This window comes from Symploca atlantica LB2515 (genome assembly GCF_052546295.1).
The window spans coordinates 5,014,633-5,037,156 of sequence record NZ_JBQWMT010000001.1; the positions used below are offsets into that span (position 1 = coordinate 5,014,633).

At 43.4% G+C, this 22,524-nt stretch carries 27 protein-coding genes, 2 tRNA genes and 1 pseudogene; 7 read left to right on the top strand and 23 right to left on the bottom strand.

What is annotated here, in order from left to right; genetic code table 11:
- The first annotated feature begins 19 nt into the window (after positions 1-19).
- The 3 genes from ACT7WV_RS20840 to trmFO all read left to right on the top strand — a co-directional run bounded on the left by ACT7WV_RS20840 (position 20) and on the right by trmFO (position 3,718).
- Positions 20-1,555 (top strand): site-2 protease family protein, encoded by a 1,536-nt coding sequence (locus ACT7WV_RS20840; protein WP_445104728.1) that lies wholly within the window; start codon positions 20-22, stop codon positions 1,553-1,555.
- A gap of 223 nt (positions 1,556-1,778) precedes the next feature.
- Positions 1,779-2,318 carry an FHA domain-containing protein gene (locus ACT7WV_RS20845; RefSeq protein ID WP_445104729.1) on the top strand — a complete coding sequence of 180 codons (540 nt, stop codon included), beginning with the start codon at positions 1,779-1,781 and terminating at the stop codon, positions 2,316-2,318.
- 41 nt (positions 2,319-2,359) lie between these two features.
- Positions 2,360-3,718 carry an FADH(2)-oxidizing methylenetetrahydrofolate--tRNA-(uracil(54)-C(5))-methyltransferase TrmFO gene (trmFO, locus tag ACT7WV_RS20850; RefSeq protein ID WP_445104730.1) on the top strand — a complete coding sequence of 453 codons (1,359 nt, stop codon included), beginning with the start codon at positions 2,360-2,362 and terminating at the stop codon, positions 3,716-3,718.
- Between the two features lie 58 nt (positions 3,719-3,776).
- On the opposite strand, the gene ACT7WV_RS20855 is transcribed toward trmFO, so the two are convergent.
- The 4 genes from ACT7WV_RS20855 to ACT7WV_RS20870 form a co-directional block, all read right to left on the bottom strand.
- Positions 3,777-4,112 carry a hypothetical protein gene (locus tag ACT7WV_RS20855; RefSeq protein WP_445104731.1) on the bottom strand — a complete coding sequence of 112 codons (336 nt, stop codon included), beginning with the start codon at positions 4,110-4,112 and terminating at the stop codon, positions 3,777-3,779.
- 293 nt (positions 4,113-4,405) lie between these two features.
- Complete coding sequence (locus tag ACT7WV_RS20860) at positions 4,406-4,642, bottom strand: type II toxin-antitoxin system HicB family antitoxin (RefSeq protein ID WP_445104732.1); 237 nt, start codon at positions 4,640-4,642, stop codon at positions 4,406-4,408.
- Positions 4,639-4,860, bottom strand: a complete 222-nt coding sequence (locus tag ACT7WV_RS20865; protein WP_445104733.1) for a type II toxin-antitoxin system HicA family toxin — start codon at positions 4,858-4,860, stop codon at positions 4,639-4,641. Before ACT7WV_RS20865 ends, ACT7WV_RS20860 begins: the two co-directional genes overlap by 4 nt.
- 38 nt (positions 4,861-4,898) lie before the next feature.
- Positions 4,899-7,739 (bottom strand): NACHT domain-containing protein, encoded by a 2,841-nt coding sequence (locus tag ACT7WV_RS20870; RefSeq protein WP_445104734.1) that lies wholly within the window; start codon positions 7,737-7,739, stop codon positions 4,899-4,901.
- A gap of 314 nt (positions 7,740-8,053) precedes the next feature.
- Between ACT7WV_RS20870 and ACT7WV_RS20875 the strand changes: the two genes are divergently transcribed.
- Positions 8,054-9,268, top strand: a complete 1,215-nt coding sequence (locus tag ACT7WV_RS20875; RefSeq protein ID WP_445104735.1) for a murein hydrolase activator EnvC family protein — start codon at positions 8,054-8,056, stop codon at positions 9,266-9,268.
- Positions 9,269-9,353: 85 nt separating this feature from the next.
- Positions 9,354-9,426, top strand: a tRNA-Arg gene (locus tag ACT7WV_RS20880).
- A 113-nt stretch (positions 9,427-9,539) separates the two neighbouring features.
- On the opposite strand, the gene cutA is transcribed toward ACT7WV_RS20880, so the two are convergent.
- The 4 genes from cutA to ACT7WV_RS20900 form a co-directional block, all read right to left on the bottom strand.
- Positions 9,540-9,878, bottom strand: a complete 339-nt coding sequence (cutA, locus tag ACT7WV_RS20885) for a divalent-cation tolerance protein CutA (protein WP_445104736.1) — start codon at positions 9,876-9,878, stop codon at positions 9,540-9,542.
- 32 nt (positions 9,879-9,910) lie between these two features.
- A complete protein-coding gene (locus ACT7WV_RS20890; RefSeq protein WP_445104737.1) occupies positions 9,911-10,909 on the bottom strand; it encodes a transposase in 999 nt (332 codons plus the stop codon).
- Between the two features lie 8 nt (positions 10,910-10,917).
- On the bottom strand, positions 10,918-11,979 hold the full coding sequence (locus ACT7WV_RS20895; RefSeq protein WP_445104738.1) for a hypothetical protein: 1,062 nt from the start codon (positions 11,977-11,979) through the stop codon (positions 10,918-10,920).
- Positions 11,980-12,112: 133 nt separating this feature from the next.
- Positions 12,113-12,772 (bottom strand): Npun_F0813 family protein, encoded by a 660-nt coding sequence (locus tag ACT7WV_RS20900; protein WP_445104739.1) that lies wholly within the window; start codon positions 12,770-12,772, stop codon positions 12,113-12,115.
- A gap of 450 nt (positions 12,773-13,222) precedes the next feature.
- On the opposite strand from ACT7WV_RS20900, the gene ACT7WV_RS20905 reads away from it, so the two are divergent.
- Both ACT7WV_RS20905 and ACT7WV_RS20910 read left to right on the top strand, forming a co-directional pair.
- Positions 13,223-13,295 (top strand) — tRNA-Arg (locus tag ACT7WV_RS20905).
- A gap of 769 nt (positions 13,296-14,064) precedes the next feature.
- A complete protein-coding gene (locus ACT7WV_RS20910) occupies positions 14,065-14,967 on the top strand; it encodes a hypothetical protein (protein ID WP_445104740.1) in 903 nt (300 codons plus the stop codon).
- A gap of 33 nt (positions 14,968-15,000) precedes the next feature.
- Here the strand turns inward: ACT7WV_RS20910 and ACT7WV_RS20915 are convergent, their stop codons facing one another.
- The 15 genes and pseudogenes from ACT7WV_RS20915 to ACT7WV_RS20985 form a co-directional block, all read right to left on the bottom strand.
- Positions 15,001-15,741, bottom strand: a complete 741-nt coding sequence (locus ACT7WV_RS20915) for a peptidylprolyl isomerase (protein WP_445104741.1) — start codon at positions 15,739-15,741, stop codon at positions 15,001-15,003.
- Between the two features lie 102 nt (positions 15,742-15,843).
- The gene (locus ACT7WV_RS20920; protein ID WP_445104742.1) at positions 15,844-16,122 is read right to left on the bottom strand and encodes a hypothetical protein; all 279 of its coding nucleotides are present in this window, start codon (positions 16,120-16,122) and stop codon (positions 15,844-15,846) included.
- An 89-nt stretch (positions 16,123-16,211) separates the two neighbouring features.
- Positions 16,212-16,457 (bottom strand): hypothetical protein, encoded by a 246-nt coding sequence (locus tag ACT7WV_RS20925; RefSeq protein ID WP_445104743.1) that lies wholly within the window; start codon positions 16,455-16,457, stop codon positions 16,212-16,214.
- Between the two features lie 54 nt (positions 16,458-16,511).
- The gene (locus ACT7WV_RS20930; protein ID WP_445104744.1) at positions 16,512-16,760 is read right to left on the bottom strand and encodes a hypothetical protein; all 249 of its coding nucleotides are present in this window, start codon (positions 16,758-16,760) and stop codon (positions 16,512-16,514) included.
- Between the two features lie 54 nt (positions 16,761-16,814).
- Positions 16,815-17,063 (bottom strand): hypothetical protein, encoded by a 249-nt coding sequence (locus tag ACT7WV_RS20935; RefSeq protein ID WP_445104744.1) that lies wholly within the window; start codon positions 17,061-17,063, stop codon positions 16,815-16,817.
- A 54-nt stretch (positions 17,064-17,117) separates the two neighbouring features.
- Positions 17,118-17,366, bottom strand: a complete 249-nt coding sequence (locus tag ACT7WV_RS20940; protein WP_445104744.1) for a hypothetical protein — start codon at positions 17,364-17,366, stop codon at positions 17,118-17,120.
- Positions 17,367-17,420: 54 nt separating this feature from the next.
- Complete coding sequence (locus tag ACT7WV_RS20945) at positions 17,421-17,669, bottom strand: hypothetical protein (protein WP_445104744.1); 249 nt, start codon at positions 17,667-17,669, stop codon at positions 17,421-17,423.
- Positions 17,670-17,723: 54 nt separating this feature from the next.
- Entirely contained in the window at positions 17,724-17,972 is a 249-nt protein-coding gene (locus tag ACT7WV_RS20950) for a hypothetical protein (RefSeq protein WP_445104744.1), read from the bottom strand.
- A 54-nt stretch (positions 17,973-18,026) separates the two neighbouring features.
- Positions 18,027-18,275, bottom strand: a complete 249-nt coding sequence (locus ACT7WV_RS20955) for a hypothetical protein (protein ID WP_445104744.1) — start codon at positions 18,273-18,275, stop codon at positions 18,027-18,029.
- A gap of 54 nt (positions 18,276-18,329) precedes the next feature.
- Positions 18,330-18,578, bottom strand: a complete 249-nt coding sequence (locus tag ACT7WV_RS20960; RefSeq protein ID WP_445104744.1) for a hypothetical protein — start codon at positions 18,576-18,578, stop codon at positions 18,330-18,332.
- Between the two features lie 54 nt (positions 18,579-18,632).
- Positions 18,633-18,881, bottom strand: coding sequence for a hypothetical protein (locus ACT7WV_RS20965; protein ID WP_445104745.1), 249 nt, complete (start codon positions 18,879-18,881; stop codon positions 18,633-18,635).
- Positions 18,882-19,186: 305 nt separating this feature from the next.
- Complete coding sequence (locus ACT7WV_RS20970) at positions 19,187-19,432, bottom strand: hypothetical protein (protein ID WP_445104746.1); 246 nt, start codon at positions 19,430-19,432, stop codon at positions 19,187-19,189.
- 344 nt (positions 19,433-19,776) lie between these two features.
- Positions 19,777-19,983 (bottom strand): annotated as a pseudogene (locus tag ACT7WV_RS20975) (HetP family heterocyst commitment protein); the annotation flags it as partial.
- Between the two features lie 297 nt (positions 19,984-20,280).
- Positions 20,281-20,706 (bottom strand): HetP family heterocyst commitment protein, encoded by a 426-nt coding sequence (locus ACT7WV_RS20980; protein ID WP_463424285.1) that lies wholly within the window; start codon positions 20,704-20,706, stop codon positions 20,281-20,283.
- A 59-nt stretch (positions 20,707-20,765) separates the two neighbouring features.
- Positions 20,766-22,448 carry an HlyD family efflux transporter periplasmic adaptor subunit gene (locus ACT7WV_RS20985; protein WP_445104749.1) on the bottom strand — a complete coding sequence of 561 codons (1,683 nt, stop codon included), beginning with the start codon at positions 22,446-22,448 and terminating at the stop codon, positions 20,766-20,768.
- Between the last annotated feature and the right edge of the window lie 76 nt (positions 22,449-22,524).

Here is a 22,524-nt window from a genome sequence, read left to right on the forward strand (position 1 = left end):
TAATTTTGATCTATACATCATGGAACTTTGGTTGCTCCTAATTTTACTGGGTCTTATCACCTACTTCATCATTAATCGCAGTGTTGCTCGTATCACCCGTACGCCAGTCTGGTTGTTGTGGCTGGTGATGATGACACCAGCACTGGTTTTGGGTGGCTGGACTTTAGCCAAAGGTGAGGACGTACCATTGCCCACTGAATTAATGCTTGCTCTGTTTGTAGCTTGCCCACTGTTGTATTGGCTGTTGATTCAGTGGGGAAGGCGAGACGCTAACCCACCAGCTTCCCAGAAAACACAGACAGAAAATCAAGCCTCTGTTGCTAGTCGACAAGTTCCAGCAATTGCCAAGGAACCAACACTGCGTCCGATTACTAAACAGGAAGAAACCGATCTCAGAAATTGCTTTCCTTGGGGAGTCTACTATCTTCAAAATGTGGAGTACCGACCGCAGGCCGTTTTGTGTCGGGGTAAGCTGCGTACCAACCCGGAGGCAGCTTACCAGACTGTGCGGGACAATGTTGAGGCAGAATTTGGCGATCGCTTCTTTTTACTCTTTCAAGAAAGTCTCAGTGGTAAGCCATTCTTTGCCCTGGTCCCTAATCCCCAAACCAAAACCAGGGAAGATGGGATTCCCAAAGAACGCCAACCTGTCGAAGGCAAGGCTTTGGCGTTGGGATTGATGTTGATTACTTTGTTTACCACCACTGTAATTGGGGTAAGGATTGCTGGCTTTTCTGCTGAACAGCTCACATCAGATCCAGCAACTTTATTACAAGGTCTGCCCTATGCTCTGGCATTAATGGCAATTCTCAGCATCCACGAGATGGGCCATTACCTAGCAGCAATGTTCTACAAGATGCAGACAACGCTGCCCTATTTTATCCCCTCACCCTTTTTCTTGGGCGCACTGGACTTGATTCCTGTGTTTTTCCTAGGAACTTTTGGGGCTTTTATCCAGATGCGATCGCCTGTACCGAACCGTAAGGCTTTATTCGATGTCGGGATTGCTGGACCTCTCGCCGGGTTGATTGTGACTATACCACTGCTAATTTGGGGATTAGCTCACTCTAGTGTGGTTCCTCTTTCTGATGCCTCAGGATTATTGAATTATGAATCCCTAGACCCTAGATTTTCTTTGTTACTCACTGTACTGAGTAAAGGGGCGTTGGGTTCTCAATTAACCTCAGCAATGGCAATTAAGCTTCATCCTGTGGCAGTAGCTGGTTACATCGGTTTGGTGGTGACGGCTTTCAATTTAATGCCAGTAGGTCAACTTGATGGCGGTCATGTTGTCCATGCCATGCTTGGCCAGAGAATTGGTGCCATAATCGGTCAGATTACCCGGCTGTTGATGTTGGTATTAGCCTTGCTTGAGCCAGATTTGTTGCTGTGGGCAATTATCTTGTTATTCATGCCAGTAGCAGACGAACCGGCTCTTAACGATGTTTCAGAACTTGACAACTGGCGTGATCTATGCGGCTTTTTAGCTATGGTGGTTTTAGTAAGCATTATCTTACCGGCACCTGTTACGATTACTAGGCTCTTAAATTTGTAAGAGATTCAGAGTGTACAAGTAGCTAAGTATTAATCATTCGTCAATCGCCATTTTCCCTCAAATGGCTAAGTAGTTAAACTAGGTACAAACCCCTCTAGATTGGTCAGCTTTTTGGGCGAATAGTCAGCTCCCAGTAGCTATTCGTCCGTGGGGAAAGGAGTTTCCTCACCTATCATCAGAGTGCAATTCATCATCAAAGAGAATACTGCCCTAATGCAAGAAAATGCCTGAAGCCAAAACCTCTCACAATTATCAATCTTTGTCTAATATTGCAACACGCGATTTTAGCACTAAGCCTTCAAGACTTTCAGAAGAACAAGATAGTCATTCGTTTGTGGTTAAAGACGACAAGGGATGTAGAGAATTTACCCTCGTAGGGGAAGTCTATTCTATTGGTAGAAAAGAAAATTCTGATATTCATCTTTTCCCCCACTTCTCAAATTTTGTCTCTCGCCGACACGCTACATTGGTGCGACGCAGTCGTGATGACGGGAGCTACTATTACCGGATTGTTGATGGTGATCTCCAAGGCAATCTTAGTGTTAACGGTATCCTGATTAACGGTCGTAAACTTAAGGCTCATGATCTTGAAGACCAAGATGACATTATCTTCGGTCCTGAAGTGAGTGCGACCTACTACCGGAACAGGGGAAATGACAAAAAGAGTGAGTTACCAGATCCCGAAAAGAGTGAGTTACCAGATCCAGAGTTCGATGATATTACCATAGTACATCCTGGTATGCTTGGCGAGGCAGAAAAATAGGAGTCTGGCTAACATAATTTAAGGGAGGTCAAAGAAGGATCATGGAGCAACAACCCATTCAGGTCATCGGAGGTGGTCTAGCTGGCACAGAAGCTGCATGGCAAATTGCTCAAGCAGGAGTGCCAGTGGTACTGCACGAGATGCGACCAAGCAGAACCGCCCCGGCCCATCACACAGAAGAACTGGCGGAACTGGTGTGTAGTAATTCCTTTGGTGCTGCCTCAAGCGATCGCGCTGCTGGTTTGCTACATACAGAACTGCGCAGCCTTGGCTCGATTATTATCCGTAAAGCTGATCAACACGCTGTCCCGGCAGGTGGTGCTTTAGCGGTAGACAGGGGTGTATTTAGCCACGAATTGACGGAAACTCTTGCTAGTCATCCCCTGATTGAGTTGCGTCGGCAGGAAGTTGAACAAATTCCCACCGATAGCATAGTTGTCCTTACTACTGGTCCTCTGACTACCCCGGCCTTAAGTGAAGACTTGCAACGCTTTACTGGTCTAGAATACTTCAGCTTTTTTGATGCTGCTTCGCCAATTGTGGTGGGAGAATCAATCAATCGTGACATTGCCTTTATGGCATCTCGCTATGACAAAGGCGAAGCAGCTTATCTGAATTGTCCGATGAATCAGGAGCAATATCTCCAGTTTCGGCAAGAACTTTGTGCAGCCGAAAAAGCGGAATTGAAAGATTTTGAGCAAGAAACCGCCAAATTTTTTGAAGGTTGCCTACCGATTGAGGAAATGGCGCGGCGGGGAGAAGATACCATGCGCTACGGTCCTTTGAAGCCGGTAGGTTTATTTGATGCCCGTCAGGGAGACTTTCGCGAACCAGAAAATAAGCACAAACGTCCCTATGCGGTTACACAACTGCGCCAAGAAGACAAGGCGGGTCAGTTGTGGAATATGGTGGGATTTCAGACAAATTTGCGCTGGAGTGAACAGAAACGGGTATTTCGGCTAATTCCGGGTCTGGAGGAGGCGGAGTTTGTGCGCATGGGGGTAATGCATCGCAATACTTTCCTGAATGCTCCTCAACTATTGCACCCGACGCTGCAATTTAAGCAACGCCCCATGTTACTGGCGGCTGGTCAGTTGGTGGGTACAGAAGGCTATACAGCAGCTACTGCGGGTGGTTGGCTGGCTGGGACAAATGCAGCGCGGCTAGTGTTGGGTTTGCCACCGATAACCTTGCCAGTAACCACAATGATTGGTTCACTGTTTGAGTTTATTAGTTCTGCCTCACCGAAACATTTTCAACCGATGCCGCCGAATTTTGGCATTTTGCCCGAGTTGCCAACGCGAATTAAGAATAAGCGGGAGCGATACGGAGTATATCGTGATCGCGCTTTGGCTGACTTGGACAATTGGTATAGCAGATTGCTAGTGTCTGCTGCTTGAGTAGAAGTAAATATAGACCCGCAGACTCAAGCCTGCGGCTATATTACCTCTAATTCTCTTAGTTAATCGATTTCACTAAGGTGACTGAATTCACCTGTGGAGTACTGAGAGAGAGGTTATTGTTTTTGACATTAAATTCCAGCACGTTGATGATGTCCTTACTTGACTTAGGACTCAAAATTTGCATGATTCTCTTTTGCAAATTTTTTTCTGTATGTTGTTGAAGTATTCCCAGTGATGCCATTAACCGCTGCCTATCTGATAGAGGCAAGTCTGCAATCAATTGATCAGCTTCCTCTAACATTCGCTCTTGCGCTTCTGGTATCAGTCTCATCCAGTTAGAAAGCAATAAGTTGCGCTCTACAATAGTCAGCTTCCATTGATATTCGGGCATACTGCTGATTTTATGTAACGTTCGATTTCATTTCTTCGGGTCTTTGCCTATGGTATCCGGAAAGTTTTGAAAATTGTTCAAATAATTTTGTTTTGTTGTGTGTCGTAGCACTGGCGACGGGGGATCGTGGTACGGAGTTGCGCTCTAAACTGTAGAGTGATCAAGGGGACGAGGGGACAAGAAAGAGCAAGTGCTATATACGAATGCAACTTCGTATTTGGTTAGTGTCATGATGTTTAAGTTCAAGACTTTTCTACTTTGTCATCCGTTGTTGTGCTGCTGTTGATTTCATCCTAAAAGGAGGATAAAGCTACTTGAGATAACTGCCCGAAAATTATAGGTTTTGGTAGTGGCTCACCTTCGTCTAAAGCTGACTCGATGAGAAGTTCTAAAACTTCCTGAGCATTCTTCAGAGCTTCTTCGTATGTATCCCCGTGAGTATGACAGAACTCTCCCCACTCAGGCAAACTGACAACATAACACTGGTCTTCATCTGACCATTGAATAATGATCGTGTAGTGAGATTTCATTGTTCGTCTTCCTCTTGTTGAATTTCTTTTAGTCTTTGAAGTGCATTGTTAACGTCTTTCTCTTGATATAACTTGGCATTATCTCCATCTTTACCTGATAAAGTCAGTTTTCCAGGTAGCAGAGGATGAAACCACTTCGTATGACTACCTTTACCAGGACTCCAAGTGAAACCTGCTTTCAAGAGTAAGCTTTTCAATTCCCTGATTTTCTTTGGCATAAGCTAGGTGTGTTCATCGCTCCTCACTTCCCACAGTTCTAATTTTGCCTTTCTAATTGCTCTAATTTCTCCTTGGCGAACTCTCTCACTTTTTCATCTGGGTCATTGTCTGCTCTATCCTTCAACAGGGATAGAGTTTGGAGATGGTTGGGATATTGCTTGATGATGAGCTCAAGTGCTAATTGTCGAGGGTTGTCTTGGTAGTTTTTTTCGCGTTCAAAGGGGTCATTAACAGCAATACTGCACAACAATTCAAATAGCCAAGGCTCATCTTTCCAGCCAAGGGCTAATTCTCGCAGGGCTGCACTTCGCACCATCGTATCGTCATCCTCTTTTACCCGTTGTTTGAGGATGGCTAAGGTATCAGGGTCATCTTTCCAGCCACAGGCTAATTCTAGCAGGGCTACACTTCGCACCATCTCATCGTCATCCTCTTTTACCCGTTGTTTGAGGATGGCTAAGGTATTGGGGTCATCTTTCCAGCCACGGGCTAACTCTCGCAGCGCTGCACTTCGCACAACCCAATCATTATTTTGTTGCGCCTGTTGTTTGAGGATGGCTAAGGTATTGGGGTCATCTTTCCAAATCGTGGCAACTGATGCAACAGCTTGGGTGCGAATTTTAGTTACTCTAATGTCTCTAATGTCTCTAATGTAATGTTCTATATCTCTATCAGTGCGAGGGCTTAAAATTAAGGTTCCGTAATTCATTAACCCCTGTAGCTGTTCGAGTAACTTATCAGCTATTGATGCAATCGCAGCAGGATTTCTCACATCTAAAAGACACTCAGCCGCCAGAAATAGATTGATAAATTTTTCCTCTTCGCCATCTAAATCCATTAAATAATCAATAATTTCTCCAGCAAAACTCGTATCAATCATCCCCACAATCAGCCGCAACACTTCATGCCAAGACTCATCCTGCCAATGCTTACCAAAAACTTCCGTTTTGAGTTCTTCAATCGTCAACCCTCCCTCAAGTCCCCGTTTTCCAAACTGCTCAAAAAACTCCGAGGCACAGAAGTATTCTAAAAATGTCCGATGTACAAACCCATAGGAATCAGCACCCAAAAAACACAAAATAAAGTTGCGAGTCCGCAGTTGTTCAATCAGTAACCGAGCAACTCTTCTCTCCTGACTAACTTCTATACTTTTCAAATAGCCAATCAGAATCCTTTCTAAATCTTCCTTCCGAATTAGATTGCCAGCTAAACCCTTATCTGCCGCCTGCATAAAATAGGCAACCTGACGCAGCATTGCCTGTTTATCTTTATAATCAATTGTGACCGCATCAACTTTCGGATCTTCTAACAATTTCCGCTCCACGTCCCACTGATGCAGCAAAACTCGCGAGGCTTGCTTATATAATTCTGATCTATCTTTGGGTAATTCTTGATTGCGGTTCAAAATTGCCATCATTGTCAGCAACAGGGGATTTCCTGCCAGTTCCCCAATCGCTTTGGATGTCTTAATTGCCCGTTGCAATCGCTCCCGCTTTCTAACTTTATCTGCCTCGTCAGCAAAGGTTAATTCATGCCATTTGTGGATGAAGTCTTGGATTTGCTCTGGCTCTAAATCTTGCAACAAGAAGTGAGAAAATTGGGCATCTCGCAGCCGTTGCGCCTTGTAACCAATTACGCGAGAAGTCACAATTACCCGCACTTTGGGATAATCATTAGTGAAGCGATGGATATCAGTAATCACTTCATCCCGTTGCACTGGCTCAAATACCTCATCCAAGCCGTCAAACATTACTAAAACCTTGCCAGCTTTGAGCCGTTCGTGCAGTTCGTGCTGATTGAGGTGGCAGATAACATTGCCGTTGTGGAAGAATTCTAGAAAATCTTTGCATTTTCCAGAATTGCGATCGCGTGTGTAAGTCCGCAATTCAATTAGCAACGGAATCGGCTGAAATTTTGCATCATTTGGGGATAAATTTGCCCAATTTAACGCCAGATATTGCAACAAGGTAGACTTGCCGGAACCCGGATCACCTAAAATGACTAAATAGGGATAAGTTTCTTGATCTTTGATAATCTCCCCAACTGGGCTAATCGGCTGTTGAAAATAAACCTTTTTGTATCTTGCCAATTCATCTAAATCAATTTCCTCTTCCAGTTGGTTACTCTCCCGAAGGCGTCTTTGATGTCCCTTAGGAATTTCATAAGCTTGGGGTAAAAATTCCTGACATTGCCGAACATTTTGGGGGACAAACACCTGCCATAATTTCAGTTCGTTATAAGCACAACCAGTAGTATCTAAACTATCTAACTTGAGATTGCCGTAGCGCTCTCGCAGTCCTTCTTGGTAGGTTTTCAGGTTAAAATCTGGAATAATTCCGGCAATTTCCCTAGTGCTTTCCTCGATAGCTTTCTTAATTTCTAGCTCTAGAATTGCCCTTAATTCTGGCGACTGCTTAACAATGCGTTTGGCTTCTTTAACGTACTCTTTAGCCACGCCATCCCAATCAAAATCCATAGGCATTGCTGGCGGGTAATGGTTTAGCCAAATTGCCCCTAATTTCGTCCCATCGATACGGCGGCAATCTTTTTCAAATGCTTTACCCAATAATGGCTTAACTTGCTGATTCCGAATAAACTCTCCAATCCGTATTTCATAGTCATCTCTAATTTCAGCGCCGGAAATATCGCAGTTCAATTCCAATTGATCCTGCACGATCCGCAAGAATTGCTGTAGAGATTCACCTAGCGCTTTTTTCAGCACATTTGGTTTTGCGGATTCCACACCCCCCTTAATGCAGTCCTTGAAGAAGTCTTTGACATAATCTTCTAAGGCATCCTTGCCTAGTTTCAGCAGGACTTCCTGAAATACTAAGTCCTTGAGCAGGGAAACACCTAAGGCTGTCCAAGGTTCTACCATACTGCAATACCTCAAGAAAAATTAACTTCTTCTAATATGACACTGACTTTTTCAGAAGATAAAAGGCAGAACTCAGGAGGTAGAAGAAGTATTGAAATTAAAATTTTCTCCAACAAGAGATACGACTTGATCCTTGTAATGTGACTATCTTGGTCGCTAGTTATACCCAATTTAAAGGTGTGACAGCTTAAGTCATTTCTGGAGAATAGAATAGCTTTGCCTTCCAGCCAAGACTCAAGGGGTGTTTAAGCTTTAGAATGTTTTCTTTGATGACCCCAAACCCGGATACCATACGAAGGCACGCAGAACAAAGGATGAGCGCAATAAAACCGAAAAGAAGGAAAAATTATTGCCTTTTGTTTCCCTCTCTGACCAAAGCATGGTTTGGAGGGGTCGTCTTTGGTATTCTCGTCTGGCTGTTGGCGTTAATAACACCAGTACACGCTGATCCTTCATTAGATCCCGCCTCAGTGGATACCTTGCGCCAGATGCAGGAGCAAATTGAGCAGCAGCGCTCTAATATTATTAAAAAGCGCGATCGCCTTTCGGACATTGAAAAAGCAGCTCAGGGTCAGCTTAGAGGGATACTCTATAACCTAGAGTCCACCGATACAAATTATCAAGATTACGATGCTCAAATCCAAGCGACAAATAAGCGCATCAAAGAATTGCAAGTGGATTTGACAGAAGCCGAACGAGTCTATTACCAAAAGCAAGCTGCTACTATTGCTCGACTGCGTTTCCTACAACGTCAGCAGCGTTCAGGCTTTGGCTGGGACACCTTACTAGAAAGTCAGAATCTCAGCGAATTTCTCCGCCTGCGTCGTCGAGTCAAATTGGTTTACCAAGCTGATCTGAAAATGCTCAATAGCCTAAAAGCAGAAGCAGATCGTATCAAGGAACAGAAGGCCGAGATTGAGCGACAAAAAAATAAAATTGCTCTGATCACTCAGCAAATATTGGCAAAAAAGGAGAATTTTGAAAAGCAACTAGCAGCACAGCAGCAGTTGATTGAGCGCCTCAATACCGACCAACAAGCCTTGGAGGCGGCTCAAGCACAGTTGGCAGCGGATTCGAGGGGATTCGGCATTTTGATTCGCAGAACGGCTGCTAAGGCTAGATATCCCTACAGGGGCTTTTCTGGCTCTGGTCAACTGCTTTTTCCTAGTGAGGCTGAAATTACCAGCGAATTTGGTTGGCGACGTCATCCGATTCTGGGTAAATCTCGCTTCCATTCTGGTATAGATTTTGGTGCTAGTTATGGCAGCACTATTCGGGCAGCAGAAAGCGGCAAGGTGATTTTTTCTGGTTGGTACGGTGGCTATGGTTATGCGGTGGTGATTGACCATGGCGGCGGTTTGGCAACGCTTTATGGTCATACGAGTAAGCTTTATGTGAGCGAGGGACAATCGGTGAAGCTGGGAGAAGTGATCGCGGCGGTAGGTTCTACGGGCTTATCTACTGGCCCTCATCTTCACTTTGAAGTCCGTAAACAGGGAGAACCTATAGATCCCATGATTTATCTCTAGCTCGTGGGCTAATGCGATACGCTTGACCAGATTAAAGGTTATACTATCTCTGGTGATAGCATGTACTCAAAGTGGCTATCAAGAAGGGCACGTAGCTCAGTGGATAGAGCACCAGATTCCGGTTCTGGGTGTCGGGGGTTCAAATCCCTCCGTGCTCGTTGAGGATTAAATAGGTAAAGTGTAGCTTCTATCGCGATTCTAGCCGATGGAAGCTTAACTGAGTTAACTGATTGGCGTCTCAGTAACAATCATCAGCAGGTCGTTTGGGGTGCTAGTGCTTGCTGAGGTTCTCTGAAATCCACTGCAAATAAGATTGAGAACCTTGCTTAATTGGTAGCGCGATAATTTCTGGTACTTCGTAAGAATGCAGCTCTCGGATCTTGTTTTCCAAGAGGGCAAATTGGCTTAATTCGGTTTTAATGATCAGCTGCCACTCTTGCTCTTGGTGAATCTTACCTTGCCAGGTGTAGATAGAATGCACTGGCATCAAGGTGACACCAGCCGCCATCTGACCTTCAACCAGAGCTTTGGCGATCGCTTCTGCCTCTTGTTGTGAAGAAGTGGTTACTAGCACCACACCATAGCCAGCAGGGTCAGAATTTTTATTCATCAGGGAAACACTTAGCTGAATCGTGAGCAAATTTACAGCCCAGCTGGCGATAAAGAATAAACCTGGCCATCAATTAAGAGTCGGGTAATTCCTTTTGCTTGCAAATGATCAGAAGTTTTCTGAAGCATCTGACCGTCAGGAACTTTGATCACTCGCTGGGAACGATTAGAAAAGCGCCTTGCCACTCTATGGTTATCAAATACTGGCAGCGTTCTCTCCTGAACTTCTTCCTCAGGGATGTGCCCGAGGTCGCCAAATTCCTTCATGGGTCTAGCAATCAACTCTGAACCCTTGTCTACGACAAGGTAGCAGATTTTAGGAAGGGAAGCTTCAGATAAAGGTAACACCTCTACTTTAGTATTTCTGAAGGCAAGAGAAGTTCTAATTGGCTCTTCATCCTGTGCTTCGAGTTCGTCTTCCTCCCAGTCTTCGTCGTCTAAGTCTTCATCCAAATCTTCGTCGTCTAAGTCTTCATCTAAATCCTCATCTAATTCATTGATCAAATCTTCATCCACTAATTCCTCAAACCTTCTGATTTTGGGACGCTCAACTTTATCAACAGACTCTTGTTGAGCATAGACCTTTTCTTCTGACTGCTCGGCTCTCATTTCGAGCGGTAACTCGGTCTGTATAGCATTTGGTTTTGGTTGAGGAACTTCTTTGCCAGTTATCGAGGAACGTCTGCGCTTCCGGCGTTGTTCGGCGGTAGCCGAGTCTGAGGATTCGCTATCGAATTCCTGCGGCGGCTCAGTCCTCGGAATAGGTGGTGGTAGTGGCTCAGTCTGCTGTTCTTTGGGTAATTCAATGGCGCTGGTATCGCCAGGGGAGGCGCTGCTTGAGGTACGACTTAATCGTTTCTGCTGAATCAGCGCTTCGTATTCTGCCTCTAACAGGCTACTTTTGAGAATACGGCTAATCGTCGAGTTACTGACGCCGTAGCGCGCAGCTAGAGTTGAGGTTGTCTCTGACTGATGTCGATACAACTTCAATATGTCGCTTTTATCAGCATCAGATAGTTTTCTGGGACTCATGCTAATCCTTAAGCCCGTCGGCGAGAACCACGGCGGGAACGGCTAGATACGTCGTACTCTAGGGCAGCTCCTACCGCAAAGAGTACTCCACTAAAAACATAGAATATATCTAGCAATCCCCCACTTTCATAGTCTATAGCCAGAGCTTCAACAAATGTCCACATATCTGCAATGTACAGGCAAAAAGTTGCAGCAGCAATCATCCGCCAAGACTGGGAAAAACGTCCACCCCAAAAGGCTAGTAGCAAAGTTGAGGCGATCACAAGTAAGCAAACATCAGCAGCAATATAAAAGAAGTTCACGTATTCACTCAGGGGAGTAAGTGCTTTGTCAAGGGAGGTAGCCCAGCCAGGTGGTCTATTGGGGCTACTTGGCTCTGCTTCTGGTGCAGATGGAGTTGATTGAGCCGTTATTGAGGTTACTGTGACTGGGGAAGAAACTTCTTGCACTAATAATGCTGTGGCAGTAGTAGGTTCTTGGGGAGAAATTACAGCCAATTGTGTTGGCTCACTACGTTGATTAGCATTCAGTGAAGCAAAAAAGCTGCTTACATTGGAAACTTTGGGTGGGGCAAAGGCAATCCAACCGGCCAAGAGCAATCCCACCACTGCGATCACGAAGACGGATACCCACTGCCAAGTTTCCAAATTCAAGCGTCGAGGAAGAACTGCTAAAAACATACCCCAGCCAAGAAACAAGTAGGTAGCAATGTAAAACAAGTCAGCAGGTGATACAGCAGGATCAAGACCAAAATATAGCTCCCACCAACCAAATAGCAAGTTAGCGACGAAAAAGGATACCGTTCCCAAAGCAATTCCCAACCAGACATTGCGTCCACTGGCAATCTGAGGACTGCGCCAATTCCTAAAACAGAGTATGGCTGCTGCTAGAAAAGGGGGGCATTCCAGAAGGTAAGTGCCAATTAAGTACCACAGTGGAGTTTCTTCCCCAATCCCAAACAGCAGAAAAAATAGTAGCGATATTACTGCCCAAGCAATTCCTGCATAGACAACATTTTGACCATTGAAAATGGATTGAGTTGTAGATGACTTGTTTACAGAGCTGCTCATAGGACTGTCCAGAGATCACAGGAAGAGGGAAATCATTAAAAGCTGATGCCTGGAAGATCATCGGCTGGTAAACCAGTAAAAGTGTCTTAATCTCCAGCGACGATCAACAAATTTGTTTAATCTTACTTCTAGATTATCTCCATAGTTGACCAAGGGGAGATTGATTTAGCCATTTCATAAACTGAGCTTGCTCGTTAGCTGGCATATCTTGCAAGATATCTTTGACTCCGTCAGCAAAGTTAGCGTTTCCAAAGTACTCTTTTCCAAGGCGATAGAGTTCTTGCAATAGAGTTATGAGATGGTGTTCTTCCCAAGTAGGCATCTGGACGGTAGCTAGGGGGTCTGCTGTAAGCAATTGTTGCACAGCTTTGGGCGAGTCAGCTTGGGGAAAGTGCCATTGCTGAAAGACATCAGTAAGATCTTTCTCAAATAACCCAGCTTGTCTGCCTCCCAAGAGGTCTTCTACATCAAGATAGACGGTCTGGAGCAGTAAAAGACAGGCTTTAGTATAAGTTAAAAACGAAGCATCTGGGGCAGCCTCAGTTTCTAGCTGCTCAAGAATAACTTTCCCCCAAACACTATAGCGTTCGGGTTCTTCGAGTAAAACACAGACTTTGCCGTGATTGTCTGTAAGATCTCGCCAGAAGGCTCTAGCCTCCTCTTGCTGATTGCCGCTAAACACATTAAGCAAGCGAAACGTTTGCCCTTGATAGGTAAGAATCGGGATTTTTTGCTTCTGCTTCGGGTGCTGAATACTAGAGATTTCAACATCCTGCCTTTTGAGAATAAACATGGCACTAGCAAATGACTCCTGACAGGGTCGGGGGTTGCCGTAGTGATATAGCTATAATGACTCAGCAACTATCTCTCTATACATAATGCTAGTTTCGGGAGATGATTTAACTGCTGGCAATGCTAGGCTCCTCTGTTTTTGAGCCGTTTACCCTCAGTCGCGTCACTTCGATACAAGCATCTGAAGTAATGGTTTATAGTGTACTCGACCATCAAGGGGCTTGAGTCTAGGTAAGTGCGGATTTGCCTGAAATATTGACTTGCCTGGTAATAGGGATCATCGATAGAATGTCTGGTATTATTATCGGGTCGCTCCCAAGAAAAGTTAGTCATCTATGCAAAGCGTGAACCATAGCCGTTCGGTATATAGCTCACTCACAGTCAGGACTGTTGAATAAAGTAATTCTGCCGATCAGTAGGCTGTTTGAGCTTTGTGTAATGATTAAGTTATGCCCTCGTAGCTCAGGGGATAGAGCACAGGATTTCTAATCCTTAGGTCGTAGGTTCGAATCCTACCGAGGGCGTGGTTAAACAAAAAAATCAGCATTACCGAGCAATTTTATCCCTCAGGCAAGTAGTTTGGTGGGATAAGTTGCTTTGTTGGCAGCAGCTAGAGTAAAACCAGGTATTCCTAATTGGCTTTTTCAATTTCACTTCCACAGTCCTCCAGCCTCCCTTTATTCTAAGCCCTTGACCCATGCCCGAAAAGCTTTAGGGGAGAGCTATTAGAGAATAGGGGTAGGGGTCAGACTCAAACCCAATTAGTATGAGCGTTGGCAATCATTTAGACACAGGCGGTTTTTGCAGAATATATTCCTAGTTCACTTTCAATTTTTTTTAGCTAGTTTGCATTGTAAATTGTCGCCAAATTTGTGATGTAAAATCTCAGGATTTGATGTTTTTTTTGTAGATTGAAAATTTTCAATAAAAATATAAATAGCTAGTTAAATAATAATAGCCTTACTGATGACTAAGTAAGGCTATTATTATTGCAAGATGCGAATAGGATGGAATATCAGCATGCTTTTAGCATTTTAGCTTGCTTTTTTAAAATTACTATTGCTTTACATAATCTTCAGTTTAGCTTTACTTAAAATTCAAAAAGAATACAAAAAATCAACTTATAATTGGAGTTGACGGATAATTTTTTTTGGCAAAAAACAAATTAAATTGCTAAAAACTGACCCTAAATCAGGGCTATTTTAAGCTAATTAGAGCTTCTACCAATTGAGTCTATAACCGATATTTGACTATCAGAGACTATCAGAAGCTAACTAAAAACTACAAAAAAATATGCAAACTAAGCAAAAAACTGCAAAAAGCTTATTTTTATTAATTGCACCCTTAGTAACTGGCTCTCTATTTGGCATATCACCAACTCTAGCTGCGACTTTAGCCTCTTCTAAAGCAGTGGTAAGTTTTAACAACTTTAGCCAAGCACCTAACAAAATTTTCACCTTTACTGACACAAAAACTTTGGCAATTGCCACTAATAACGGTAAAGTTGAGGCAGCCGCTGACGCGCAGGCAAACTTTGTAGCTGCTTCACCTGAGACAACGCAGGCTGAAAATATTTCTTGGAGTACAGCAGCAGGAAAGGGTAGTAATTACTTAGGTATAGGGCAAAGTTTTGCTGAAGTAATTGGTTACGATTTTCGTATAAACAAGGACGAAAGCTTTTCTTTTGATTTCGATACTTTGTTATCTCTAAGAACATCAGTTGATAATGCTCAATCTGAGGATGCTAGTGCTGTTGGATTAGTGGATTTGAAGTTGTATGACACAACTGACGATAATAATTGGATAGCTTTAGATTCCTTTACTCTCTCTGGAAATTTAACAACTCCAGGACAAGGTGACTTTATTGCACCTCAATACACTGAGAGCATTACTGTTGATTCAAAAATAGATACTGCTTTTGGAGGAAATCAAGAATACGCTGAAGCTAAAGTTAGCAGTTCTTATTCTCGTTATTTCGACAGCTTAACTTACCTAACCTTAGTAGAAGCTAAAGTAAATCAAGCAAGCGTTAAAGTCCCGGAAGCTTCAAACCTTCTAGGTTTGCTGTGGTTCGGCTTAATTTTTATTATGTATCAATTTAAGAATAAAGCCTGGGAATCTAGAGCAAAACTCGCCCAAGAACTAGAACCAGTGTTCGTTAAGATAGATGATAATCGGGATAATTACTATGAGTAATCTCAAACAAATTATCTTTTAATAGCTCACTATTTAACTAGCTTGACTATGAAGCATGTAGTTTAATTCAGCAACCAGCCACTGCTGAAACATACCATCAAGCAGTTCTTGATACCTTTGGGATGTTAGTTCTGCTGGAATAAACTTTTCCACCATCAATAGATGATAACCCTGCTCCGTTTTTAGTGGGCCAACTACTTCTCCTAATTGTCCGCTAAAAACGGCTGCTACTATGTCTGGTTTGAGTTGATAACGGTCAATTTCACCTTCACAACCACAGTTTTGCCTGCGATTTTCGTCAATGTCATAAAATTTAGCAGCTTCGTAAAAACTGATTTCCTTTTCTTCAATTTGATATAGTAATTCTTGGGCTACTTTACCATCCTCTACGACAATCTGATAGAGTAGAACCCGCTCAAAAGAAATTCGATTTTGAGCAAAAGACTTCTCTACTTCTTTAGCAAACAGAGATTCCGATAATTTCTTAGATAATAGGCGATCGCGAATCCCTTCCTCCCATTGATCGGGCGTAATCATCTGCTCAGCTAACCATGCTAGTGTATCAGAGGCTTTCTCTAGGCGCTTTTCAAGGCGCAGCTGATCCGCTTCAGCCTGAATTTCTTCCGGCGTAACTGTTATACCTCTTTCAGCGGTCGCTTGATTAATTACTCGCTGATAGAGAATCTTCTGGTAAACTTCCCTGAATTGAAGGTTTTTCTTCAGGAAACTAACAATTTCTTCTGGTTGAAGAGATATCGTTGAAAGATCAGCCATGGGGGATATATGGTGTCTTTAATTGGGTGAAACAAAACCGCTGCAAACTTTTTATATATTTAGCTTACAGCGGTTTGAGTGCTTGAGTTTCTCTGTTTAACTCTAAATACTAGTACTGGTATTAGCATTAGCATCTGCGGACGCTGATGCATCGCCATTGACTGAAGCAGCAGCACCGAAAGCGCCAGCACCACTACCAGCACCTGCAAAGGCAAATGTAGCACCTCCTAGAGGACTTCCGTTCACTCCGAAACTTGCACTCAGAGAGGCATCTAAGTCAGTCGCTAGAGCCGCATCTAATGAATTGGAAATGCCGTAACCACCAAAGATATGATGTTTTTGCGAAACAACTTCCAGATAGTTTAAGTCAGAAATATTCATAGCTCCCTAAAAAATTTGTCTGTTGACTTGGCAATATCAAAAGCTAGTAGTGAAAATTAGTATAACTGGTCACTACTAGTAGAAAAAAATTAACCGATAGCGACAGCAGTAGAGCTAGAAGTTGAGGCCGAACCAACACCAGCAACAGCTTCTGTCGTGGTCTCAGCATTGGTGAAAGTAAATTGACCAAGAGCTACTGATTGAGCATCAGCATCAGCTACAGCTACAGGAGGGAAGAAAGAATTAGGCAGTAGTAGTAAACCACCTTGAACATTAGCCAGATTTGCAGTTTTTTGAGAGAGAACTTCGATGTGGTTTAAGTCAGAGATATGCATGATTTTTTCCTGTGATGTGTGTGTGTAAAATCAGACTAGGTTGAGCAGAGAAAATTAACCGATAGCGACAGCACTAGAGTTAGAACTTGAAGATGAACCAACACCAGCGACCGCTTCTGTGCTGGTCTGAGTATTAGTGGCAGTAAATTGACCCAAAGCGATGGAGTCAGCACCAGCATCAGCAACAGCAATAGGAGGGAAAATAAAGGGGGAAGGGATTAGTAGTGAACCACCTTGAACATTAGCTAGGGTTGCAGTTTCTTGAGAGAGAACTTCGATGTGGTTTAAGTCAGAGATATGCATGATTTTTTCCTGTGATGTGTGTGTGTAAAATCAGACTAGGTTGAGCAGAGAAAATTAACCGATAGCGACAGCACTAGAGTTAGAACTTGAAGATGAACCAACACCAGCGACCGCTTCTGTGCTGGTCTGAGTATTAGTGGCAGTAAATTGACCCAAAGCGATGGAGTCAGCACCAGCATCAGCAACAGCAATAGGAGGGAAAATAAAGGGGGAAGGGATTAGTAGTGAACCACCTTGAACATTAGCTAGGGTTGCAGTTTCTTGAGAGAGAACTTCGATGTGGTTTAAGTCAGAGATATGCATGATTTTTTCCTGTGATGTGTGTGTGTAAAATCAGACTAGGTTGAGCAGAGAAAATTAACCGATAGCGACAGCACTAGAGTTAGAACTTGAAGATGAACCAACACCAGCGACCGCTTCTGTGCTGGTCTGAGTATTAGTGGCAGTAAATTGACCCAAAGCGATGGAGTCAGCACCAGCATCAGCAACAGCAATAGGAGGGAAAATAAAGGGGGAAGGGATTAGTAGTGAACCACCTTGAACATTAGCTAGGGTTGCAGTTTCTTGAGAGAGAACTTCGATGTGGTTTAAGTCAGAGATATGCATGATTTTTTCCTGTGATGTGTGTGTGTAAAATCAGACTAGGTTGAGCAGAGAAAATTAACCGATAGCGACAGCACTAGAGTTAGAACTTGAAGATGAACCAACACCAGCGACCGCTTCTGTGCTGGTCTGAGTATTAGTGGCAGTAAATTGACCCAAAGCGATGGAGTCAGCACCAGCATCAGCAACAGCAATAGGAGGGAAAATAAAGGGGGAAGGGATTAGTAGTGAACCACCTTGAACATTAGCTAGGGTTGCAGTTTCTTGAGAGAGAACTTCGATGTGGTTTAAGTCAGAGATATGCATGATTTTTTCCTGTGATGTGTGTGTGTAAAATCAGACTAGGTTGAGCAGAGAAAATTAACCGATAGCGACAGCACTAGAGTTAGAACTTGAAGATGAACCAACACCAGCGACCGCTTCTGTGCTGGTCTGAGTATTAGTGGCAGTAAATTGACCCAAAGCGATGGAGTCAGCACCAGCATCAGCAACAGCAATAGGAGGGAAAATAAAGGGGGAAGGGATTAGTAGTGAACCACCTTGAACATTAGCTAGGGTTGCAGTTTCTTGAGAGAGAACTTCGATGTGGTTTAAGTCAGAGATATGCATGATTTTTTCCTGTGATGTGTGTGTGTAAAATCAGACTAGGTTGAGCAGAGAAAATTAACCGATAGCGACAGCACTAGAGTTAGAACTTGAAGATGAACCAACACCAGCGACCGCTTCTGTGCTGGTCTGAGTATTAGTGGCAGTAAATTGACCCAAAGCGATGGAGTCAGCACCAGCATCAGCAACAGCAATAGGAGGGAAAATAAAGGGGGAAGGGATTAGTAGTGAACCACCTTGAACATTAGCTAGGGTTGCAGTTTCTTGAGAGAGAACTTCGATGTGGTTTAAGTCAGAGATATGCATGATTTTTTCCTGTGATGTGTGTGTGTAAAATCAGACTAGGTTGAGCAGAGAAAATTAACCGATAGCGACAGCACTAGAGTTAGAACTTGAAGATGAACCAACACCAGCGACCGCTTCTGTGCTGGTCTGAGTATTAGTGGCAGTAAATTGACCCAAAGCGATGGAGTCAGCACCAGCATCAGCAACAGCAATAGGAGGGAAAATAAAGGGGGAAGGGATTAGTAGTGAACCACCTTGAACATTAGCTAGGGTTGCAGTTTCTTGAGAGAGAACTTCGATGTGGTTTAAGTCAGAGATATGCATGATTTTTTCCTGTGATGTGTGTGTGTAAAATCAGACTAGGTTGAGCAGAGAAAATTAACCGATAGCGACAGCACTAGAGTTAGAACTTGAAGATGAACCAACACCAGCGACCGCTTCTGTGCTGGTCTGAGTATTAGTGGCAGTAAATTGACCCAAAGCGATGGAGTCAGCACCAGCATCAGCAACAGCAATAGGAGGGAAAATAAAGGGGGAAGGGATTAGTAGTGAACCACCTTGAACATTAGCTAGGGTTGCAGTTTCTTGAGAGAGAACTTCGAGATGGTTTAAGTCAGAGATATACATAATTTTTTCCTCAGGTGTGTGTGTAGAATCTGTCTTGTTTTCTTCGTTATATATAATCTATCTGAAAGGAAAATAATCAGGTTGCCAAGTTGGCAGAAATTTAAAAAAATGGCATTTAGTTTACTAACAAATAACAGTAATTTGGCAAAATAAAAATCAATGTTAACCTCAAAAAATCCCAATTCGCCTTAAGCGAACTGGGACTAAAATTCATGTCACTTAGTTATCGACAAAAGCTAGTAGTTGAAGTTGGTTGGAGGCATTACTACTAACCAATTATGAGAGTAAGCTGACCACTAAAAGGCTCAAATTATCGTTGCGACGGAAGCTGAAGCACTCTGAGCAGCCATACCGCCACCCGGTAAAAGGCTTGTATTAGTAATGGCAATAGTATCAGTGGTGTCAGTGCTGGTTCTTTCATAGTCATAACCCAGTCCAATCACTTGAGCTTCTAGGGAATCGAAGAATCCCAACAAACCACCTTTCACATTACCGTCTTCAGGGGTGACTTCTTCACAAAACCTAAGATCATCGATCATTAATTGACTCATGGTGTGTCTCCTAGTAATAATTAGTTACTTAAACTTGCTAGCAATGATTTGAATTGTTTGTTATAGATAATCTATCTTATTTTTCTATTGGTCGTGTTGCCAATTTGGCAGAAACTATGGTCATTATCGATAGTTTTAATTTAAATGAAAATAACCTAACAGTCTAATTAAATCTCCTCATTTAAATTAAGAGTAACGCATCCAAAAAGTAGTTTATTCGGTTTCCATCTCAAGTAAAGACTGGTAGACGGTTTTTACTGATATAAATGCTGTTCAGTTCGGCGCTCAAAATCAACCACACTTCCTCGGTTAGTTGTACTGTGACCTACCAGAGAGTGATGAAGTTTAGAAACCTGAGAATTCTCTTTAATTAATCGGTTATGAGTCCGATAGGGGATGTAGTGGAGGGGATTATAACCAACAAAGCGCAGCAATAGGACACAAGCCCAGGAATACTTACCTGCCAAAATAGCGCCCACAATCTGATCTAATTGTTCTGTGCTGATGGCTTGGTGCGATTCTCTACGAGAGCAGGAAATTGGTGTAGTCATATCCGTAGTAGCCCTGAATAAAAAACTTTCCTGAAGTTAGGTAGCGCCTGCAAACTGCAAAATCTCTAGTTTTGAGCCGCTAACTATTTATCGGCTAGGTTCTAAGCTTTTACGCCCAAGACGGATTGTTGTAACAAAAGTTTACATCTGATAGTTTACTGGGACACGAGACGCAGCCGATTATGTTGAAAATAAACAAAAAAAAGTTCCCAGCATACTTTGATTTAGGCTGAGAACCAAGCAACAGTAACGAGTAGTTTAAAAATACGTCAATTGCCAATGCGTAACTTTAGGTTATTAAGTTAAAATCTCTCTCAACTTCCACGGAATAATTTCCCCCGAACCACTCAACGCCTTGAGGCTTCCGCCACGTACACGAGTATTTTTTTCTTCGACAGGTTCTAGATAGCTGAGGTCAGTGATTTTGCTGACACACTTCTGTGAAGCTTTCCGCTTAAACTCAATTGGATTATTGTGATTTACCTTTTTGCCTTCACCTAGCTTCGGTAAGCTGGATTGAGCAACTTGAGAATTTTCTTTAATTAGTCGGTTGTGAGTTCGATAAGGGATGTAGTGTAAGGGATTATAACCAGCAAAACGTAGCATTAACACACAAGCCCAAGAATACTTACCAGCAAGGATTGCTTCTATAATCTGATCGAACTGTTCTGGGCTGATTTCTTTGTTGAATTGTCGATTAGAGTAAGAAATTTGCATAGTCATGGCTATTAAATCTTTTTTCTCAAACGGCACTTGTACCATTGACATCGTGCTTTTTGGTACTACAGCTTTAGACCACCTTCTTGCAGCTTCCGAATTGGGTCTAGTAGCAGGTCGGCAATGCGACGACGACGGATGATAATATCAGCACTAGCAGTCTGGCCCGCCTTGAATTGCACAGTTTGACCGTCATCACTAACATAGTTGCGGTCTAGGGTCACTTCAAGTTTATAGACCGCGCCTAGTTGTGGATCGGCTTTGGCATCACCGGAAACCGAAGTAACTTTACCGCGAACAATGCCATAATCTTGATAAGGGTAAGCATCTAACCTAACTTGCACTGGCATCCCTTCTTTAACAAAACCCGCCTCGCTGCTGGGTAAACTAGCTGAGAGAACTAGAGGTGCATCTTGGGGAGCGATTTCGGCAACACTTTGTCCTGGCTGCACGACTTCGCCAACATTAGCAACGTTAAGAGAAGAAACTACGCCATCAACTGGTGCGTAGAGGAACTGCTGTTTTAGCTTAGCTTGAGCACTCTTAATCAGATTTTGGTTGTCGGCAATTTTGGCCTTGAGTTGAGCCGTTTCCACTTCCAGTTTTTGAATTTGTTGTTGCGCTTCTATCTGAGTTCTACGTACCTCAGTTTGCTTTTGAGTAAGTTCTGCCTCAAGTTGCGCTGCTTGGGCGAGAGTTTGCTCAAGTTCGCCTCGGCTTTGAGTAATAGTACTTTGATGGTTACGCAGACTCTGTTGGGCTTGAAAAAGCTGTTCTTTGATGCTCTCACCCTCTTGCAGTTGGCTTTCGGTGATCGCTCTTTGGCGATCGCGAAAACTCTGCTCGGCTTGAAACACCACTTCCTTAGAAATTGCTCCCTCTTGCAAGAGAGGTTCGAGTCGTGAGAGTCGTTCTTGTTGAGCCCCTGCATCCACTTGCCTCTGCCTAATAAGTTCTTGAGTTGTTGCTACTAGAGGTTTTAACCTACTAATTTTGTCTTGAGCCGCAGCCGTCATCGCCTGATTTTGACTAATCAGCTCCCTAGTGGCGGCCGTCTTGGCTGTGACTTGAGCAATCGCAGCTTTTTGAGCTTGAGCATTTGCCTGAGCAATCGCAGTGCGGGTTTCGGCTTCTAGACGGGTTTTGTCAATCAAAGCTTGCATCTGAGTCAGTTGGTTTTGGTCAGCGCTTACTATTTGCTCTAAACGCTCCACTTCCTGATCCGCAAGTTCTGTATCCAGTTCTAACAAAACTTGTCCAGCTTGTACCGCTTCCCCTTCTTCGACATGAATGCTGACAGTTTTACCTAAACCAATAGGATTGATTTTATAGACCTCCCCTTTTGGTACTAAGCGCCCTTGAGCGTGACCTACTTCGTCAATTTGTCCTAAGGTAGCCCAAGCACCAAAAGCCATAGAAAATGCCAGGCCTCCTAAAATAATTCGTTGAGGAAGAGAGGATGGTGGTTGGTCAAGTAGGGTTTGTACTGAGGTAGAGCAGCTTGCAGCATTAGCTACTGCTGTTGGCGAGGTCGCTTGATGTGGGCTATCTTGAGTATTACTAGGTCTTTGGTAAACTGGCTTGCTGGAGATACCTTTACCTCCATAGACAGATTCAGTATTAGAAGATGACTCTTGTCCCATATTCAGGAAACTATTTTTCCAGCCAGAACCAAAAGAGTGAGCCGACTTAGCATCTGACATACTTGAGGACGCTGTGGCGGTAATCTTTGTTTGAGGCTTGTGCATGGTGGTGACCCTGAATAAAAAACTTTCCCGAAGGTGAAGTTGCATTGGCAAACTGCAAAATTAGTAATTTTGAGCT

What these genes read in the sequence shown, in the direction of transcription:
- ACT7WV_RS20900 (WP_445104739.1), bottom strand. Translation starts at nt 12,772, where the DNA reads ATGTTTATTCTCAAAAGGCAGGATGTTGAAATCTCTAGTATTCAGCAC.
- ACT7WV_RS20925 (WP_445104743.1), bottom strand. Translation starts at nt 16,457, where the DNA reads ATGCATATCTCTGACTTAAACCACATCGAAGTTCTCTCTCAAAAAACT.
- ACT7WV_RS20985 (WP_445104749.1), bottom strand. Translation starts at nt 22,448, where the DNA reads ATGCACAAGCCTCAAACAAAGATTACCGCCACAGCGTCCTCAAGTATG.
- ACT7WV_RS20960 (WP_445104744.1), bottom strand. Translation starts at nt 18,578, where the DNA reads ATGCATATCTCTGACTTAAACCACATCGAAGTTCTCTCTCAAGAAACT.
- ACT7WV_RS20955 (WP_445104744.1), bottom strand. Translation starts at nt 18,275, where the DNA reads ATGCATATCTCTGACTTAAACCACATCGAAGTTCTCTCTCAAGAAACT.
- ACT7WV_RS20945 (WP_445104744.1), bottom strand. Translation starts at nt 17,669, where the DNA reads ATGCATATCTCTGACTTAAACCACATCGAAGTTCTCTCTCAAGAAACT.
- ACT7WV_RS20895 (WP_445104738.1), bottom strand. Translation starts at nt 11,979, where the DNA reads ATGAGCAGCTCTGTAAACAAGTCATCTACAACTCAATCCATTTTCAAT.
- ACT7WV_RS20870 (WP_445104734.1), bottom strand. Translation starts at nt 7,739, where the DNA reads ATGGTAGAACCTTGGACAGCCTTAGGTGTTTCCCTGCTCAAGGACTTA.
- ACT7WV_RS20910 (WP_445104740.1), top strand. Translation starts at nt 14,065, where the DNA reads ATGCAAACTAAGCAAAAAACTGCAAAAAGCTTATTTTTATTAATTGCA.
- trmFO (WP_445104730.1), top strand. Translation starts at nt 2,360, where the DNA reads ATGGAGCAACAACCCATTCAGGTCATCGGAGGTGGTCTAGCTGGCACA.
- ACT7WV_RS20930 (WP_445104744.1), bottom strand. Translation starts at nt 16,760, where the DNA reads ATGCATATCTCTGACTTAAACCACATCGAAGTTCTCTCTCAAGAAACT.
- ACT7WV_RS20915 (WP_445104741.1), bottom strand. Translation starts at nt 15,741, where the DNA reads ATGGCTGATCTTTCAACGATATCTCTTCAACCAGAAGAAATTGTTAGT.
- ACT7WV_RS20865 (WP_445104733.1), bottom strand. Translation starts at nt 4,860, where the DNA reads ATGCCAAAGAAAATCAGGGAATTGAAAAGCTTACTCTTGAAAGCAGGT.
- cutA (WP_445104736.1), bottom strand. Translation starts at nt 9,878, where the DNA reads ATGAATAAAAATTCTGACCCTGCTGGCTATGGTGTGGTGCTAGTAACC.
- ACT7WV_RS20950 (WP_445104744.1), bottom strand. Translation starts at nt 17,972, where the DNA reads ATGCATATCTCTGACTTAAACCACATCGAAGTTCTCTCTCAAGAAACT.
- ACT7WV_RS20920 (WP_445104742.1), bottom strand. Translation starts at nt 16,122, where the DNA reads ATGAATATTTCTGACTTAAACTATCTGGAAGTTGTTTCGCAAAAACAT.
- ACT7WV_RS20940 (WP_445104744.1), bottom strand. Translation starts at nt 17,366, where the DNA reads ATGCATATCTCTGACTTAAACCACATCGAAGTTCTCTCTCAAGAAACT.
- ACT7WV_RS20965 (WP_445104745.1), bottom strand. Translation starts at nt 18,881, where the DNA reads ATGTATATCTCTGACTTAAACCATCTCGAAGTTCTCTCTCAAGAAACT.
- ACT7WV_RS20840 (WP_445104728.1), top strand. Translation starts at nt 20, where the DNA reads ATGGAACTTTGGTTGCTCCTAATTTTACTGGGTCTTATCACCTACTTC.
- ACT7WV_RS20935 (WP_445104744.1), bottom strand. Translation starts at nt 17,063, where the DNA reads ATGCATATCTCTGACTTAAACCACATCGAAGTTCTCTCTCAAGAAACT.
- ACT7WV_RS20875 (WP_445104735.1), top strand. Translation starts at nt 8,054, where the DNA reads ATGAGCGCAATAAAACCGAAAAGAAGGAAAAATTATTGCCTTTTGTTT.
- ACT7WV_RS20845 (WP_445104729.1), top strand. Translation starts at nt 1,779, where the DNA reads ATGCCTGAAGCCAAAACCTCTCACAATTATCAATCTTTGTCTAATATT.
- ACT7WV_RS20890 (WP_445104737.1), bottom strand. Translation starts at nt 10,909, where the DNA reads ATGAGTCCCAGAAAACTATCTGATGCTGATAAAAGCGACATATTGAAG.
- ACT7WV_RS20980 (WP_463424285.1), bottom strand. Translation starts at nt 20,706, where the DNA reads ATGACTATGCAAATTTCTTACTCTAATCGACAATTCAACAAAGAAATC.
- ACT7WV_RS20970 (WP_445104746.1), bottom strand. Translation starts at nt 19,432, where the DNA reads ATGAGTCAATTAATGATCGATGATCTTAGGTTTTGTGAAGAAGTCACC.
- ACT7WV_RS20860 (WP_445104732.1), bottom strand. Translation starts at nt 4,642, where the DNA reads ATGAAATCTCACTACACGATCATTATTCAATGGTCAGATGAAGACCAG.
- ACT7WV_RS20855 (WP_445104731.1), bottom strand. Translation starts at nt 4,112, where the DNA reads ATGCCCGAATATCAATGGAAGCTGACTATTGTAGAGCGCAACTTATTG.